Genomic DNA, 13,573 nt, shown 5'->3' with positions numbered 1-13,573 from the left:
CGATGAGGCGAGTTATTTGATCGAGGTTTAGCGGCGACTGACGGCTGCTTTCTTAACACTGTGCATGGAGCCGTTATCCCGATTCTCACCTAAATCGGTCAGGCCGCAGCTAAACGCTGCGCCCCAATAGCAGATATCCGCAGTTTTTTGTGGATTTTGTGTGTTGCAACAGTCACCACTTGCTCAGGATTGTTCAACTGGAAAATGGTTAGCGCGCTGGAAGCGGTCATTCGGCAAGCGACCCTGATACGACATATGGCGCATGATTTTATCTGCCCGACAGCGGACGGGGAACTCTCGCTCTTCTCCGCCGTCGATGGACGCAAGGTCGTCTTCAACTCGATCGGCCTGGGTCTTTCCCCGTGGCTGCGTGTTGTTCGCGCATGACAACAGCAATCATGGAACGTTCAGGTGGCTGCGCCTGTGGCGCATTGAGGTTCGTAGCCCGAGGTGAAGCGTCACGTGTGGGCCTTTGTCACTGCCTTGTTTGTCATGGTGCCGAGGCAAATCAGGCTGACCTCGATCCCGGTGCGTCCCAATGTGCGATATTCCATTCCGTATCCCTGTAGAAGCTGGCCTCCGCCCATTCTCCTTAGACGCTGGAGGCGGCAGGACACTCAAGATAATTTCATAAAGCGTTGAACAAGCCTGTTTTCACGGTCGCCGGAGCCCGGCGGAACGGGAGAATGGCCGCGCGGCCGCCGATCGTTTCGCGCTGTGCGCGCTCCGGGCCGTGAAAGGACCGATTGCGGCCCTCCGTTCCGCCCGCTAAGGTCCCTATGGTTCTTTGTCATCGAAGGATCACCGAACGCCCTTGTCCAGCCGGGACGTCCGACAGGGATGACCGGCGCCGCGCCGAACCGCGCTTTTCTCCAGAGCTGGATATGCCCGCCACCGTGCCTGATTTACCTGACCCAGCGGATGCGCTTGCCAAGGTCGGTCGCCGCCTGGATGCCCGCAGCCTGGCGCCCGCGACCGCCGGCAATTATTCCGCCCGGCTGGCCGACGGGACGATCCTCATCACCCGGTCGGGGGCGCATAAGGGGCGCCTCGATGCAGCGCAGTTCATGCGCGTGGCGGTGGACGGCACGGCCATCGACGCGGGCCGGTCCTCTGCCGAGACGTTGCTGCACTGCCTGATATATGCCGTCGATCCCGCCGCCGGGGCGGTGCTCCACACCCACTCCGTCGCTGGCACGGTCCTCAGCCGCGCGCTGGCCGGCCGGGACGGGATCGAGCTGGCCGGATATGAGTTGCTCAAGATTTTTCCGGGCGTCGCGACCCATGAGGCGAGCGTTACCCTGCCACTGGTGGACAACAGCCAGGACATGCCCGCGCTCGCCGCCCTGCTGCGGCCGATATTGCTGGCGCAGGAGCGGCTGGTGCCGGCTTTCTACATTCGCGGCCACGGGCTTTACGCCTGGGGGCCGACGCTGGACGCGGCCGAGGCGATGGTGGAGGGGTGCGAATTCCTGCTGGCCTGCGCCTGGGAAGAGATGAAGCTGAGGGGAGGGGGCCGATGACCAGGCTGATCCAATATGACGACAGCCCGCCGCATGGAGCGCGGGGCCGGTTGGACGATCACGGCGCGATCGCCGCCATTCTGGAGCCGACGGGCGTGCGGCTTGAGCGGTGGGAGGCGGGCGCGACGCTCTCGCCCGACGCGGCGGATGCCGAGATCATGGCCGCCTATGCGGAGGACATAGAGCGGCTGAAGGCGCGGGGCGGCTACCGGTCCTGCGACATCGTCAAGATGACCCCGGACCATCCTGACCGCGAAGCCATGCGTGCCAAATTCCTGGCGGAACATGTGCATGACGATGATGAAGTCCGCTTCTTCGTCGAAGGAGCGGGCCTGTTCTACATTCGCTTCGGCGGCACGGTCCATGCGCTGGAATGCACGGCGGGGGACCTGATCGTCCTGCCCGCAGGGACGCCGCACTGGTTCGACACCGGGGAGCGGCCGCGTTTCACGGCCATCCGCCTGTTCACGACGCCGGAAGGCTGGGTCGCGCGGTTCACGGGCGATGAGATCGCCCGCGCCGTCCCCCTCTATCAGGGGGCGGCATGAGGCCGGGCGCAATCGTCACCGACATAGAGGGCACCACGTCCAGCATCGCCTTCGTCCATGACGTGCTTTTCCGCTATTCCGATGCGCGGCTTGAGCGCTTCCTCACCGATCGTCCGGACGCGGCGGCGGCGATATTCGATGCCGTGCGCGCGGAAGCGGGCACGGACCTGGACCGGCAGGCCTGCATCGCCCTTCTGCGCCAATGGCATGATGCCGACCGCAAGATCGGGCCGCTCAAGCAATTGCAGGGCATGATCTGGGCGGACGGCTATGCGCAGGGGCATTTCACCGGCCATGTCTATCCCGACGCGGCCGAAGGGCTGCGCCGCTGGCATGACGCGGGCATTGCCCTGCATGTCTATTCGTCGGGGTCCGTGGCGGCGCAGAAGCTGCTCTTCGGGCATAGCGATCATGGCGACCTGACGCCGCTGTTCGCGGGCTATTTCGACACGGCGGTCGGCGGCAAGCGGGAAGCGCGCTCCTATCGCGCCATTGCCGAAGCGCTGGACCGCCCGCCCGCCGAGATATTGTTCCTCTCCGACACGCCGGAGGAACTGGCGGCGGCGACGGAGGCGGGCCTTGCCGTGACGCTGCTGGCGCGCGACGGGGCACCGGCCGACAGCCGCTTTCCCATAGCCGACAGCTTCGACGCCATCGGATGGCAGGAGGATCGCCGATGAGCTACACCGCCCTGGACGAACGCAGCGTCGGCCCCTTTCTGGCCGATATAGCCCCCATTGCCGAGCGTCTGGGCGGCAGGCCAGGCGATTGGACGGTGGCGGAGGTCGGGGACGGCAATCTCAATCTCGTCTTCCTGGTGACCGGGCCGTCGGGGGGCGTCGCCGCCAAGCAGGCGCTGCCCTATGTGCGCATGGTGGGCGAAAGCTGGCCGCTGCCGCTGTCGCGCGCCTATTATGAGCGTCTCGCCCTGGCCGATCAGGCCGCCCATGCGCCTGCGCGCGTCCCCGCGCTGCTGCATCATGACGATGCCATGGCGCTCACGGTGATGGCGTTGCTCAAACCCCACCGCACCTTGCGCGGCGCGCTAGTCGAAGGGGAACGCTACCCGCTGCTTGCCAGTCATCTGGCCGAATTCCTGGCCGATACGCTGTTCTTCACCTCCGACCTCGCCGTGCCGGTGGTGGACAAGAAGGCGCGCATCGCCGCCTATCTGGGCAATACGGCCATGTGCCGGATCACAGAGGACCTGATCTTCGACGAACCCTATTTCGACGCGCCCATGAACCGTCATACCCGGGGGCTGGAGGACATCGTCGCCGCCTTCCGGACGGACGTGCCCCTCCGCCTTGCCGCGCAGCGGATGAAGGCGCGTTTCCTCGCCGCGCCGGAGGCGTTGCTGCATGGCGATCTCCACACCGGATCGGTGATGGTGACGGCGGACGATACGCAGGTGATCGATCCCGAATTCGTCTTTTACGGGCCGATCGGCTTCGATGTCGGCATGGTGCTCGCCAATCTCTGGATGGCCTATCTCGCCCAGCCCGGCCAACGTCCGGCGGAGCGGCCCGACCCCTGGCTGCTGGACCAGTCCGAAACATTGTGGAAGGGCTTTGCAAAGCGCTTCACCGGGCATGGGAACGCCCTCGATCCCCAGGCGGACCATGGCGCGCTGCATGCGCTTGCCAAGGGCGATGCCGATCTGCGCGCGGCGGCGATGGAGGATGTGCTCGCCGGCATCTGGACCGACGCTCTGGGCTTTGCCGGTTGCGAGATGATCCGGCGCATCCTTGGACTTGCCCATGTCGCTGATTTCGAAAGCATCGCGGATGAAGCCTTGCGCGCCGATTGCGAGCGCCGGGCGCTCCAGATCGCGCGCAGGCTGCTGGTCGATCGCGCCGCCTTTCCCGGCATCGCCGCCGTGTCGCATGCAATCCGGCTGGACAGGGCGCCCGCATGAGGCTGGAGGGCAGGGCCACACGCTCCATATGGCTGGAGCCGGATGGATGGAGCGTCGGCATCTTCGACCAGCGGCGCCTGCCCTGGGCGTTGGAGCGGCTGGTCCTGAAAACGCCCGGACAGGCGTTCGACGCCATAGCCGACATGGCCACGCGGGGCGCGCCGCTGATCGGCGCCGTCGCCGCCTATGGGCTGGCGCTGGCCTTGCGCGAAGACCCGAGCACCGCGTCGCTGGAGCGCAGCTTCGCCCATCTCGCCTCGGCGCGCCCGACGGCGGTCAACCTGCGCTGGGCGCTGGAGAGGGTGCGGGCCGCCGTCGCGGAACGCCCGGCCGACGAACGGGCGGCGCTGGCCTATGCACAGGCCGCCCGCCTCTGCGACGAGGATGTCGCGGCGAACCGGGCGATAGGCGAAGCCGGCCTGCCCCTCATCCGGGAAATCGCCGCGCGCAAGGACGGGGAACCGGTCAATATCCTCACCCATTGCAATGCCGGCTGGCTGGCGACGGTGGACTGGGGCACGGCGACCGCGCCCATCTATCTCGCGCATGACGAGGGCCTGCCCGTCCATGTCTGGGTGGATGAGACGCGACCCCGGAACCAGGGCGCGCTGACCGCTTTCGAACTGGCGGGCCACGGCGTCCCGCACAGCGTCGTGGTCGACAATGCCGGCGGCTTGCTGATGCAGCAGGGCAGGGTGGACATGGTCATCGTCGGCACCGACCGGGTGACCGCCAATGGCGATGTCTGCAACAAGATCGGCACCTATTTGAAGGCGCTGGCGGCGCAGGCGCATGGCATAGCCTTCCACGTCGCGCTTCCTTCCAGCAGTTTCGATCCCGCGACGCCGGACGGCGCGGCCGTGCCGATCGAGCAGCGTGCCTCCGACGAGATACGCTTCATCCCCGGTCCCGATGATCATGGCGCGCAGACCCGCGTCGGCATCACCGCATCGCCCGCCTTCAACCCGGCTTTCGACATCACGCCAGCCGGCCTGGTCACAGGCTATGTCACGGAAAAGGGCTTGATCAGGGACGCGGCGGGCCTTCTCACGCTCCGTTGACCGGTACCGGGCTGAGCGGCTTGACCTCGCGAATGACGACCAGCGTCTTGAACGTGCGGATGCGGTCGTTGGCGGCGAACAGGCGCTGCGCCAGATCGTCATAGCCCTCCATGTCGCGCGCCACGATGCGCAGCGCGAAGTCATGATCCCCGGTGACGTTCCAGGCCTCCAATATCTCGGGCTCGTCGCGGAATATCTCCATCATCTCGTTCATCGTGTGCGCGCTTTCGCGTTCCAGCGAGACGAGGACGATCATGGAGAGGGGCCAGCCCAGATTCCTCGGCCTGACGATGGCGATCTCGCGCTCGATCACTCCGATCGCGCGCAGGCGCCGAATGCGGCGGTAGCAGGCGGGCGGCGACAGGCCGACGGTTTCGGCGAGGGCGGAGACCGGTCGCTGCGCATCGGCCTGCAACAGTTCGACCAGTTTCCGGTCGAAGGAATCGAGGAGATCGTTTTTCATCGCCCTCAAAGGATAGGCGATAAATTTTATCGGAAAAGCGACAAAATCGAACGCACTTATCGCATGCGTTGCGCTAGCTATGCCGCGTCCGTCCATCCATATTCGAGTGTTGCATGTCCAGCGTTGCCGCGCCCCGCCCCCTTTCCACGCGCGTGGATCCTGTCGCCTTCGGAGCGCTCTCCCTCTCCCTTTTGTCGGTCACTTCCGGCGCGTCGCTGGCCAAGCGGCTGTTCCCGCTCGTCGGGCCGGAGGGAGCGACGACGCTGCGCCTCATCGTCGGCGCCGTGATCCTGTCGCTGGTGTTCCGGCCGTGGCGGCTGGACTGGCGGGCGGGCTGGCGGCCGCTGCTGGCCTATGGCGTGGTGCTGGGCGTCATGAACCTCTCCTTCTACAATGCGCTGGCCTATATTCCCCTGGGGCTGGCGATTGCGATAGAGTTCACCGGCCCCCTGACGGTCGCCCTGCTCACCTCCCGGCGGAAGCTCGATTTTCTCTGGATCGGCCTTGCGGTGCTGGGCCTGGCCAGCCTGCTGCCGCTCTGGGGCGCGGCGTCCCAGCTCGACTGGCGCGGCATTGCGCTGGCGCTCCTCGCCGGCGCGTGCTGGGCGGGCTATATCCTGATCGGCCGGCATGCAGGCCGCATGCACGGAGCGGCCGCGTCCGCCGGCGGCATGATCGTCGCCACCCTGCTCATCGCGCCGGTGGGATTGGTCCATGCCGGTGCCGCGCTGCTGACGCCGCAGGCGCTGCTGCTTGGCGTGGCGGTGGGCATCGTGTCCAGCGCCATCCCCTATTCCCTGGAGATGGTCGCCCTGCCCAGATTGCCGTCCAACACATTCGGCATCCTGATGAGCGCGGAGCCGGCCGTCGGCGCGGTCATGGCGCTGATCCTGCTGGGCGAGGTGCTGACGCTGTCCCAATGGTTCGCGATCGGCCTCATCATCTGCGCGTCCATCGGCACGGCGGTCACCGCCCGGGCGGGCGAGGCGATGGAGCAGCCCTGATCGCCCGGCGGCGCAACCGGAAGGGCGGCTGACCTATGTGGCGCAAGGGCCGGGCGACGATTGCCGTCACCGGCGGCAAGCGGATCCTGTAGCGGCGGCGCACCGCCATCGGGCACAGTGAGCCTCTGCCCGGCCAGACGCATGCGGAGATCGTTGGCAGCCTCGACGATGGCGAAGCCTTGCAGGCGATGGCGATCGCGGCGCGCGGATGGAGGTCGCTGCCGCATCCCGTTGCGATCCGCAGTCTGCCGGCCCAGCGGGATGGCGGGCCGAACAGGGAACCAATGCCGGGTGCGGTCCATTCCACATCCATGCACATCATCAGCAAAGCCGCCGCCATGCCCGCGACCGGATCGGCAGGAACCGGATCATGAGCAGGGGACGGGACGCGACCTCGCCCTGGCGGATGCCCGCAGGCGCGTGGAAGGACGTGCTCATGCGCACATGGAAGGAAAGCGCGGCGGACAATGTCGGGCTGGTCGCTGCGGGCGTGTCATTCTATGCCTTCCTGGCGTTGCTGCCCCTGCTCGGCGCCATCGTGCTGACCTATGGGCTGGTTGCCGATCCGCAGACGGTGACGCAAAACATGGCGGCGATGACGCGGGTCATGCCCACGGACATCGCCCGCTTCATCGGCGAACAATTGATGTATGTCGTCCAGACCTCCGGCGGGAAGAAGGGGCTGGGCGTGCTGGTGGCGCTGGCGCTGGCGCTGTTCAGCGCGCGCAATGGCGCGGCGGCGATCGTGACGGCGCTCAACATCGCCTATGAAGAGGAGGAGAAGCGAGGCCTGGTAAAGGTGAACCTGCTGGCGCTTCTCATCACGGCCGGGGCCGTCGCGATGGCCGTATTCGCCCTGCTGTCCATGACCGTCCTTGCCTATGTCGAGGCCTGGCTGCCGTCCTCGCCGGTCCTTGCCATGCTGTCCAGGCTCATGTCCTACCTCCTCCTCGCGCTGGCGGCGGCGGGAGCGGCGGCGACGCTCTACCGCTTCGGTCCGTCGCGCGACCGCGCTCGCTGGATGTGGCTGACCCCCGGTTCCCTGTTCTTCGCGGCGGCATGGGTGCTGCTGACGCTCGGCTTTGGAATATATGTGGCGAATTTCGGCAATTACGGGGCCACCTATGGATCGCTGGCGACCGTCATCATTTTGCTGACCTGGCTTTATCTGTCCAGCTACATCCTGATCTTCGGCGCGGAACTCAATTCGGAACTGGAGCACCAGACGGCGCGCGACACGACCGAAGGCGACGAACGCCCGCTGGGGCAGAGGAACGCCTGGGCGGCGGATCATGTCGCGCAGGGAACGCGGGCGGGCGAAGATGGACCAACCCAAGTTACCAAATTGGGTTAGTCCAAATCTTCGTTGCAGGATCATCGATATTCATGATCTTTTGACGGTCCATCCAAATATCGATTCACCGCAAATCAGGGAAAAGGCACGGAACCGCGCCGGTTTCATACTGTTCATCCCGTACAGCCCAGGAGATGAACTTATGCAGACGCCATCCGATGATCGGAACGACTTGCGCAGCGAACTGCGCAACGATGCCGAAAACCTGACCAGTGCCGCGACCGACCGCCTCCATGAAGAGGTGGACGCGCGCAAGAGCCCGCTGGTCGATCAGGCCAAATCGGTCTCCGCCGCGCTCGACCGGGCAGCGGGCGAACTGGGCGAGGGCGCGATGCCGTCCTGGATCAGATCAACGCTGGAACAGGGCGCGCAGCAGATGCGGCGCCTTGCCGAAACCATCGAGCAGAAGGACTCCCGGGAACTGGCGGGCAGCATCCGCCACCTGGCCCGCGACAATCCCGTGACCTTCCTGACCGCCTGCGCGGCGGCGGGATTTGCCGCCAGCCGCATCTTCCGGGCGGAGGCGGACGGCAGCGCCGCAGGTGCCGCCATGGCACCGCCGGCGCCCCAGCCGCAGCCCTATACGACCGTCACGACGCCCGTGCCGCCTTCCGGAACGGGAGGGGTGATATGAGCGACCCGCAACCGGACCGCGCCAGCGTCGCCGGAGCCGGCGGCGGCAGGGACGAGGACATAGCCTCGCTCCTCCGCGCGCTGATGGGGCAGGGGACGCATCTGGCCGAACAGCAGATCGCTTTGTTGAAGGCCGAAGTGCGGGAATCCGCCACCAGCGTGAAACTGGCCGTCGGCTCGGTCGCGGTCGCGGCCGTGGTCGGCATCGCCGGGCTTGGCGTATTGCTGATGGGCCTTGCCTATCTGCTGGCCGACGCCATCGACCATCTGGGCTTTGCTACGCTGATCGTCGGCATCGTCGCCCTGATCGTCGCCTTCATCCTCTATCGCGGGGCGCTGGCCAAGCTTCGCGCCGCCGAACTCGCGCCCGAACGCACGCAGCACGTGCTGGAACGCACACCCTCCGCCCTGCGCGGCGACCTCAATCCGGAGCACAGACCATGACCGACACGCTTGACCGAGATCCCGACGCCATAGCGCGCGACATCCGCCGCACGCAGGAGGATATGAGCCGCACGATCGACAGGATCGGAGACCGGTTGACGCCGCGCAACCTGTTCAACGCCCTGCTGGACAAGGCGGATGAACATCATGTCGACGCCCGGACGCTGCTGGACGGCGCGCGGCGCAACCCCATTGCGCTTGGGCTGATCGCCGCCGGCACGATCTGGCTGATCAGCGACAAGGACTCCCCATTCCCCAGCTTCGGCTCCGGCACGGGCAACCGCCATGTCGATCCGCACCATCGCGATTATGTGGCCCATATGTCCGGCATTGAGATTCGCGATGGGGAAGATGCGATCGCCTATCAGCGCCGCCGCGACGCGGCACGCGCCAACTATCTGATGCTCGAACGCCGGCACGACGAGGATGAGAGCAGCTTCCGCCAGCGGCTCGACGACCTGACCGACAAATTCCGGGAAAAGCGCCATGCCTGGGCGCAGGGTTCGGGGCAGGCGCGCGACGCCGCCGGACATGCGGCCACGCAGGCCACCGAAAGGGCCCGCAGCCTTTATGACGACAATCCCTTCGTCGGCGGCCTGATTGCCGCTGCGGTCGGCGCGGCGCTGGGATCGGTGCTGCCGCTCAGCCGGACGGAACAGGAAAGGCTGGGTCCGCTGGGCGAGAAGGCGCGCGGCATGGCGGCCGAACAGAAGGACGCTTTGGCCGAAACGCTGCGCGAAAAGAAGGACGAGCTTGTCGAGAAAGCGGATTCGACGCTCCAGCAGGGTGGACATTCGGCGTCCCGGCAACCCTCCTGACCGGGACGGGGGTGAGGCCGCGCCGCCACATGCGCATGATCTGCATCTGGCCGCGCGGTTTATGCACTCGCAAAACAGCCGCTTGATCTCCACATTGGCGCGATGAAAGTGTCGACCTTCGCCAGCGCTGAACCCGCCATCCTCAACCGCCGCCTGCCCGATCCGGTGCGGGCGGTGATTTTCGACATGGACGGCACGCTGCTCGATACCGAGGCGGAGCATCGGCGCACCATGGCGGAGGCGGCTGCCGCGCTGGGCTGGCCTTTTTCCGAGGCGTTGCAGCTTGCCATGGTCGGCATTCACCGCGATGCGAACCGGGTGATGCTGGCGGAGCATTTCGGCGCGGACTTTCCGCTGGAGCAGTTCTACGCCGACAGCGACCTGCTGTTCGAGGCGGCGTTGGAGGCCGCCATTCCGAAGCGGCCGGGCGTCGAACCGGCTTTGGCCGGGCTTGCCGCGGCAGGCATTCCCCTGGCCGTCGCGACTTCGACCGAGGCGCCCCATGCCTGCCATCGCCTCGAAAAGGCGGGCTTGCTCGACTATTTCGACGTGGTTGTGACGCGCAACGATGTGGAACGGCCCAAGCCGCATCCCGAACCCTATCTGCTGGCGGCGAAGCGCCTGGGCGTGGCGGTTGCCGATGCGGTGGCGGTGGAGGACAGCTATGCCGGGGTGCGTTCGGCGGCGGCGGCCGGCATCGCGACCGTGATGGTGCCTGACCTGCTCCCGCCGACCGACGCGGAACGGGCATTGGTCGCGGCGGTGCTCCCCAGCCTGCACGACCTTGCCGCCATGATCCTGCCCGCAGCGAAGGGCTGACCCTGCTCGTCCCGCGATCCTGACCCTTCGTCGCAAAGCCGGTTGCGTCGCCCGCGCTCTTGGAATTGGGGAGCCGATGTGGGACAGCGGAAATTGGATCGCTGACAGGAAGATACCGGGACCTTATGCCGCTGCCTAGCCGATGGAAGATCCTGCCCTGGGCTTGCGGTGCCGCCGGCATCGCGCTGTCGGCCGCATCGGTGCGGGCGGCCGATCCCGCACCGTTCGAGCTTGGCGGGCCGGGCCTGCGCATCACGGTCATGCGGGGCAAGGACGTGCTGCCCATTGCGCAGGTGCCCAGCCTGGCCGAAGGCGACAGGCTGTCGATCGGGGCCGACCTGCCGGAGGACCAGGGCGCAAGATTCCTGCTGCTCTCCACCTTCCTGCGGGGCGCCACCAATCCGCCGCCCAAGGATTGGATCAAGTCCGCCGAAACCTGGAAGAAGAAGGCGAAGGACAACAGCCTCAGCCTGACCGTGCCGAAGGGCGCGCGGCAGATGACGCTGTTCCTGGTGCCGGATACGGGCGGCGCGGAAGGCACGATCGAAGATGCGGTGCGCGGCAAGCCGGGGGAGTTCATCCGCGCGACGCAGGAACTCAATCAGGCCTCGCTCGATCGGTCGCGGCTGGATGCCTTCATGGCGGCGATCCGGGCGCAGGAAAACACCCATCCCGAATATCTGCGTTCGGTCGCCCCTGCCTTGGCGCGCAGCCTGTCGATGAAGCTGAATGACGAATGCCTGTCCAAGGTGGTCGAGCTTCAGGCCAATTGCCTGCTGGAAAATCGCGAACAACTGGTGCTGGCTGACGTGCACAGCAGTTCCATTGCAGAGACTCTGACCGGCGCGCCCACCGATCTGGCGCTGCAACTCAGTTCCACGCGGGAGGCGGGCTATGGCTTCTACAGCCCCTATATCGGCGTGGTGCGCGATCTGGCGAAGATTTTCGGCGCGTTCAGCAATCCGGAGTTCGACTATCTGCCGACGCTCAGCGTCCGGCGGGACGATGCTGCCGCGCTGCTGCTCAACAAGGCGCCCTCGTTCCAGAAGCCCAAGTCGGTGCTGGTCGTCGGCATGCCCGCGATCGAGGCCGACAGCCCGCCCCGCCTGCGCAGCGCGGCCAGCGGCCCGATCTGCGCGGCGCGTCCCGGCGTGGTGCTTCCTGTCGAGGGCGCGCCGCTCATCTATTCGACCGCCTATGCGCGCAACTTGACGGTGAAGCTGACGGCCGCCAGCGGCGAGACGATAGAACTGCCCGTGGAGGCGCGGGCGGACCGGGGCGGCTATGTCGTCAAGGGCAATGATCCGCTTCCTGCCGTCTTCAAGGGTACGGTGAAGGGGCATCTTTCCGGCTATTGGGGTTTCGAGCGGTTCGAGGGACCGGACTTCTCGCTGCAACTGCCCGGCGACGCGCGGTGGAAAGTGGCGGGCGAGGAACCGACGCTGGTGGTCGGTCGCGACAATGGCCTGACCCTGACCGGCGAAGCGCCTGCCTGTGTCGAAGGCGTGACCTTGCGGCAGGGGGACGGCGCGCCCCAGTCCCTGCCGTGGAAGGTGCAGGGGACGGACGCCCTGCTCCTGACCCTTCCACTGGCCGACCGCAAGCCCGGCGACATCAGGATAGAGGTCAAATATCAGGGCGTCGCCACGCCTTCCGTCCTGTCGCTCAAGGCCTATGCCCAGGCCAGCAGGCTGGACGCGCTCAGCCTGCATGCCGGGGACAACAGCGCCGTCCTTTCCGGCCAGCGGCTGGATCAGGTCGCCGCGGTTGAGCTGTCCGGGATGGTGCTGGCGCCCGGTGAACTGGTGCGCGACGGGTCCGTGGACCGGTTGAGCCTCTTGGCGAAGGGCGAGGGCGCTGCTCTGAAGGCCGGCGATCGGGCGACGGCGCGGGTACGGTTGAAGGACGGCCGCTCCGTCGATCTGGCCGCCACTGTCGAGGAAGCGCGCCCCCGGCTGGCCCTGCTCAGCAGGAGCGTTTCGCAAGGTACGGGCGCGGGCCGCAGCCTCCAGCTTTCCGGGGAGGATCTGCTGCCCGACGACGGGAGGCTGGTCTTCTCGGTCCGGGCGGAACAGGGGGCGGCTTTCCGACCGGACGATGCGCTGGAGGTCGCTTCGGCGGATGGGGCGAAATCCGTCAGGCTGGGAAGCGCCAGCGGACTTCGGCTGTCCGGCCCGGATGTGATGGTGGCGACCCTGGACCCGGCGGCGCTGGCGCCCGCGTCGGGTCCGCTGCGCTTCCGCCTGTTGCGCGGCGATGGCTCCAGCGACTGGCAGCCGCTCGTGACGCTCGCCCGCCTGCCGCATATCGATGGCGTCAGTTGCGAGGCGCAGGATTGCACGATCAAGGGCCGCGACCTGTTCCTGATCGAGGCCGTGGACGGCGCGCCCGGCTTTGAAAAGCCGACGATGGTCACGCAGGGCTTCACCGGCTCCAGCCTGTCCGTCCCGGCGCCAAGGGACGGCAAATTCTACATCCGCCTGCGCGACGCAAGGGACCAGGCAGTCATACTCGATCTCGGTTGACAGCCGCGTTCAGCGCTTGCGTCCGTGAGAGGCCCGGGCAAGCCCAAACCCGCGTCTCCTCTGGTTTTGCAGGAAATTTTCCAAAATCCTATTTTTCCTGTTGACCGACTCATTCGACGCGCCTAGATGCCACTCCACCGACGCGGTGATGACCTCCGGTTTTCGCTGCGAACGGTCGCCAATATCAAGGATGGCCAAATCCTCGAATGAAAGTTCGAGGATCGCTGGTTGTCCGCTTCTGATGTTCGGTGAAGCTCTTTGACATTGTTGATTGATGAAGGGACATGTGGGCGGCGGCTCCGGGTTCTTGCGGCTTCTAGGCGCAGGGTACTCGGTTAAAATAGCCATCCTCACAATGTCCTTACACACCATGTAAGATTTGTGCAGGAATGGCTCCTAGGAATGAGCGGTTTCGGTTTGGGATTATTCCTCCTGGATCGAGATCGGACATCAAACTTGAGAG

At 66.2% G+C, this 13,573-nt stretch carries 16 protein-coding genes; 13 read left to right on the top strand and 3 right to left on the bottom strand.

Annotated features, from left to right (window positions below; genetic code table 11):
• Positions 1-98 precede the first annotated feature (98 nt).
• Positions 99-230 carry a hypothetical protein gene (locus tag A8G00_RS25795; protein WP_280117229.1) on the bottom strand — a complete coding sequence of 44 codons (132 nt, stop codon included), beginning with the start codon at positions 228-230 and terminating at the stop codon, positions 99-101.
• Positions 231-255: 25 nt separating this feature from the next.
• Between A8G00_RS25795 and A8G00_RS25790 the strand changes: the two genes are divergently transcribed.
• The 6 genes from A8G00_RS25790 to mtnA all read left to right on the top strand — a co-directional run bounded on the left by A8G00_RS25790 (position 256) and on the right by mtnA (position 5,050).
• On the top strand, positions 256-387 hold the full coding sequence (locus tag A8G00_RS25790; protein WP_280117230.1) for a hypothetical protein: 132 nt from the start codon (positions 256-258) through the stop codon (positions 385-387).
• 497 nt (positions 388-884) lie between these two features.
• Positions 885-1,523, top strand: a complete 639-nt coding sequence (gene mtnB / locus A8G00_RS14900; RefSeq protein ID WP_099186701.1) for a methylthioribulose 1-phosphate dehydratase — start codon at positions 885-887, stop codon at positions 1,521-1,523.
• On the top strand, positions 1,520-2,071 hold the full coding sequence (locus A8G00_RS14895; RefSeq protein WP_025546830.1) for an acireductone dioxygenase: 552 nt from the start codon (positions 1,520-1,522) through the stop codon (positions 2,069-2,071). Before mtnB ends, A8G00_RS14895 begins: the two co-directional genes overlap by 4 nt.
• A complete protein-coding gene (gene mtnC / locus A8G00_RS14890) occupies positions 2,068-2,751 on the top strand; it encodes an acireductone synthase (protein ID WP_103001037.1) in 684 nt (227 codons plus the stop codon). The genes A8G00_RS14895 and mtnC overlap by 4 nt, the downstream gene beginning before the upstream one ends.
• On the top strand, positions 2,748-3,989 hold the full coding sequence (mtnK, locus tag A8G00_RS14885) for an S-methyl-5-thioribose kinase (RefSeq protein WP_103001036.1): 1,242 nt from the start codon (positions 2,748-2,750) through the stop codon (positions 3,987-3,989). The genes mtnC and mtnK overlap by 4 nt, the downstream gene beginning before the upstream one ends.
• On the top strand, positions 3,986-5,050 hold the full coding sequence (mtnA, locus tag A8G00_RS14880; RefSeq protein ID WP_099186705.1) for an S-methyl-5-thioribose-1-phosphate isomerase: 1,065 nt from the start codon (positions 3,986-3,988) through the stop codon (positions 5,048-5,050). The genes mtnK and mtnA overlap by 4 nt, the downstream gene beginning before the upstream one ends.
• Here mtnA and A8G00_RS14875 read toward each other — a convergent pair.
• Complete coding sequence (locus A8G00_RS14875) at positions 5,037-5,513, bottom strand: Lrp/AsnC family transcriptional regulator (protein ID WP_044662929.1); 477 nt, start codon at positions 5,511-5,513, stop codon at positions 5,037-5,039. The two genes, mtnA and A8G00_RS14875, sit on opposite strands and share 14 nt — an antisense overlap.
• 113 nt (positions 5,514-5,626) lie before the next feature.
• Here A8G00_RS14875 and A8G00_RS14870 point away from each other — a divergent pair, with 113 nt between their 5' ends.
• The 7 genes from A8G00_RS14870 (at position 5,627) to A8G00_RS14835 (ending at position 13,110) form a co-directional block, all read left to right on the top strand.
• Positions 5,627-6,517, top strand: coding sequence for an EamA family transporter (locus tag A8G00_RS14870; protein ID WP_044660884.1), 891 nt, complete (start codon positions 5,627-5,629; stop codon positions 6,515-6,517).
• A gap of 370 nt (positions 6,518-6,887) precedes the next feature.
• Positions 6,888-7,871 carry a YihY/virulence factor BrkB family protein gene (locus A8G00_RS14860; RefSeq protein WP_099187064.1) on the top strand — a complete coding sequence of 328 codons (984 nt, stop codon included), beginning with the start codon at positions 6,888-6,890 and terminating at the stop codon, positions 7,869-7,871.
• Between the two features lie 142 nt (positions 7,872-8,013).
• Complete coding sequence (locus tag A8G00_RS14855; protein WP_099186706.1) at positions 8,014-8,505, top strand: hypothetical protein; 492 nt, start codon at positions 8,014-8,016, stop codon at positions 8,503-8,505.
• On the top strand, positions 8,502-8,948 hold the full coding sequence (locus tag A8G00_RS14850; RefSeq protein ID WP_099186707.1) for a phage holin family protein: 447 nt from the start codon (positions 8,502-8,504) through the stop codon (positions 8,946-8,948). The genes A8G00_RS14855 and A8G00_RS14850 overlap by 4 nt, the downstream gene beginning before the upstream one ends.
• Positions 8,945-9,766 carry a DUF3618 domain-containing protein gene (locus A8G00_RS14845; RefSeq protein ID WP_099186708.1) on the top strand — a complete coding sequence of 274 codons (822 nt, stop codon included), beginning with the start codon at positions 8,945-8,947 and terminating at the stop codon, positions 9,764-9,766. The genes A8G00_RS14850 and A8G00_RS14845 overlap by 4 nt, the downstream gene beginning before the upstream one ends.
• Before the next feature lie 102 nt (positions 9,767-9,868).
• Positions 9,869-10,585 carry an HAD family phosphatase gene (locus A8G00_RS14840; protein WP_103001034.1) on the top strand — a complete coding sequence of 239 codons (717 nt, stop codon included), beginning with the start codon at positions 9,869-9,871 and terminating at the stop codon, positions 10,583-10,585.
• 125 nt (positions 10,586-10,710) lie between these two features.
• The gene (locus A8G00_RS14835; protein WP_103001033.1) at positions 10,711-13,110 is read left to right on the top strand and encodes a hypothetical protein; all 2,400 of its coding nucleotides are present in this window, start codon (positions 10,711-10,713) and stop codon (positions 13,108-13,110) included.
• A gap of 9 nt (positions 13,111-13,119) precedes the next feature.
• Here the strand turns inward: A8G00_RS14835 and A8G00_RS24815 are convergent, their stop codons facing one another.
• Positions 13,120-13,458, bottom strand: a complete 339-nt coding sequence (locus A8G00_RS24815) for a hypothetical protein (protein WP_146001655.1) — start codon at positions 13,456-13,458, stop codon at positions 13,120-13,122.
• Between the last annotated feature and the right edge of the window lie 115 nt (positions 13,459-13,573).

It is taken from the genome of Sphingobium sp. SA916 (assembly GCF_002894065.1).
Classification (GTDB): domain Bacteria; phylum Pseudomonadota; class Alphaproteobacteria; order Sphingomonadales; family Sphingomonadaceae; genus Sphingobium; species Sphingobium fuliginis.
This window is presented reverse-complemented; position numbering and strand designations above follow the sequence as displayed.

Bases quoted from the DNA above. Each gene is read 5' to 3' on its own strand.
- A8G00_RS14850 (WP_099186707.1), top strand. From the start codon at position 8,502: ATGAGCGACCCGCAACCGGACCGCGCCAGCGTCGCCGGAGCCGGCGGC.
- A8G00_RS14895 (WP_025546830.1), top strand. From the start codon at position 1,520: ATGACCAGGCTGATCCAATATGACGACAGCCCGCCGCATGGAGCGCGG.
- mtnK (WP_103001036.1), top strand. From the start codon at position 2,748: ATGAGCTACACCGCCCTGGACGAACGCAGCGTCGGCCCCTTTCTGGCC.
- A8G00_RS25790 (WP_280117230.1), top strand. From the start codon at position 256: ATGGCGCATGATTTTATCTGCCCGACAGCGGACGGGGAACTCTCGCTC.
- A8G00_RS14875 (WP_044662929.1), bottom strand. From the start codon at position 5,513: ATGAAAAACGATCTCCTCGATTCCTTCGACCGGAAACTGGTCGAACTG.
- A8G00_RS14860 (WP_099187064.1), top strand. From the start codon at position 6,888: ATGAGCAGGGGACGGGACGCGACCTCGCCCTGGCGGATGCCCGCAGGC.
- A8G00_RS14840 (WP_103001034.1), top strand. From the start codon at position 9,869: ATGAAAGTGTCGACCTTCGCCAGCGCTGAACCCGCCATCCTCAACCGC.
- A8G00_RS14855 (WP_099186706.1), top strand. From the start codon at position 8,014: ATGCAGACGCCATCCGATGATCGGAACGACTTGCGCAGCGAACTGCGC.
- A8G00_RS14845 (WP_099186708.1), top strand. From the start codon at position 8,945: ATGACCGACACGCTTGACCGAGATCCCGACGCCATAGCGCGCGACATC.
- A8G00_RS14870 (WP_044660884.1), top strand. From the start codon at position 5,627: ATGTCCAGCGTTGCCGCGCCCCGCCCCCTTTCCACGCGCGTGGATCCT.
- A8G00_RS24815 (WP_146001655.1), bottom strand. From the start codon at position 13,458: ATGGCTATTTTAACCGAGTACCCTGCGCCTAGAAGCCGCAAGAACCCG.
- A8G00_RS14835 (WP_103001033.1), top strand. From the start codon at position 10,711: ATGCCGCTGCCTAGCCGATGGAAGATCCTGCCCTGGGCTTGCGGTGCC.
- mtnA (WP_099186705.1), top strand. From the start codon at position 3,986: ATGAGGCTGGAGGGCAGGGCCACACGCTCCATATGGCTGGAGCCGGAT.
- mtnB (WP_099186701.1), top strand. From the start codon at position 885: ATGCCCGCCACCGTGCCTGATTTACCTGACCCAGCGGATGCGCTTGCC.
- mtnC (WP_103001037.1), top strand. From the start codon at position 2,068: ATGAGGCCGGGCGCAATCGTCACCGACATAGAGGGCACCACGTCCAGC.
- A8G00_RS25795 (WP_280117229.1), bottom strand. From the start codon at position 230: ATGACCGCTTCCAGCGCGCTAACCATTTTCCAGTTGAACAATCCTGAG.